Annotated in this window: 1 protein-coding gene; it reads right to left on the reverse strand. The window is 54.4% G+C overall.

Annotated features, from left to right (window positions below; genetic code table 11):
• Positions 1–1261, reverse strand: a 1261-nt coding sequence (locus tag AC1DRJ_RS26735; protein ID WP_477804798.1) for an AMP-binding protein, incomplete at its 3' end; no start/stop codon positions are given.
• Positions 1262–1681 lie beyond the last annotated feature (420 nt).

The following is a 1681-nucleotide window of genomic DNA, read 5'->3' on the forward strand; positions in this document are numbered from 1 at the left end:
CTGCTGTATCGCCGCTCAAGTAGTAACGCCCCACGAAGGCCTTGGTTGGCATGCCGAAGTAACCACTGAACCAATACTGCGGCGAGCGCTCGCGATCGACTGCCAACGCACCAGGCTGGCCGGGCGGCAACTCCTGATGCTGGTCATCAAGCACTACAATTCGGTGGCCAGGAATGGCGTAGCCAGCAGAGCCTTCACGCACAGTGTGGCTTAGGCCGTGATGGTTGCTAAGCACCATGCCTAGCTCGGTCTGCCCATAGTGGTCGTGGATGACTACACCTAAGTTCTCGGCAAACCAGCGGATAACTTGGGGATTGAGTGGCTCACCGGCGCTGCTAACCACGCGCAATCGATCTCGGATGCTATCTGCGAATTGCATACCCGAGGAGATAAGTAACCTGAAGGCCGTCGGCGAGCCGGCGAGGTTAGTGATTGCATATTTGTTGATTACCGAGCAGGTGCTTTCGACTGAAAACGGGCCATCGTAAAACAGTGTCGAGTGACCCAAAGCCAGTGGCGCGGTGACCGCATAATAAAGGCCATATGCCCAGCCTGGATCGGCGAGGTTCCAAAAGCGATCATCCTCTCGCAGCTCTACTGCATCGCGTATGTAACCTTTGAAAGCCAAAATGGCCCGCAATGGTACTTCCAGTGGCTTGGCTGGCCCGGTGGTACCGGAAGTGCACATGAGTAGGAACGGGGCTTCGCCGTCCTGAAGCAACGGCTCGCAGTCGTTGCTCTGGCGCTGCAGGGTACTCCAAAAATCATAATCGCCGATGCATTGTGGATCAGCGCCAACAGTGATTACGGTCGGGCAGCCGATAACGTCGTCTAGTTTGGATCGGTTGCGGGTGTCTGTGACAACCCATCGTGCGCTAGAACACTCCAGTCGTTGCTCGATCGCCTTAGGCCCGAACGCGGTGAACAGCGGTTGGTAGACTGCCCCTACTCTCCAAGTTCCGAGGATAGTGATCAGGAGCTCGACAGTTCGCGGCAAAAGCCCAGCGACTCGGTCACCCGGCCGGACGCCCTGCTCACGGAGGAAATTGCCAAATCGGGCGGCCTGATCCTGTAGTTCGCGGAAGGTATACTGCGAGGCGCCGCCGTCCTGCGCTTCGCAGTACAAGGCTATATCCTGGCCAGCAGCATGTCGGTCACAGCACTCCACGCAGGCGTTAAGGCCGTCCAGACTACCGTGCAGTTCTTGCTCGGCGGTTTGCAGGTAATTGAACTGGCTTGCGGCGGTGTGATAGTCGTGCATCCTGACATCCTATAACTGTTATTAGTGTTATTGAGCGGTGATAATAGTTCCGGTTTCTGCGGGCGACTATGTTCTGAACACTCAATGTTTCTGACTGGATTGGCCAAGACGTTAAATGCGGATAATGCCTGACACAGCCGTGTAGCTTGATTACGCTCAAGCGCATTCGTTTCGTTGGGATGATATTGCACACCATCGCCGTAACTCTGGCATTGAGATATGCTTTAAGATTGTTGGATAGCTAACTAAACAAATCGTTTGCGCTGTTTGATGCTGAAGGATATTTGTGGCGAAGATTGCTTCATCACCTAGGTATCCCACATGGCTACTGTCACTTTGAATGCTAAAGACCAAATCACTGTTGGTGCTGACGCCGAATTGACCCAGTGGCCGAGATGTCACTGACCCAGTCTTATTCCT

It is taken from the genome of Pseudomonas sp. P5_B2 (assembly GCF_056400445.1).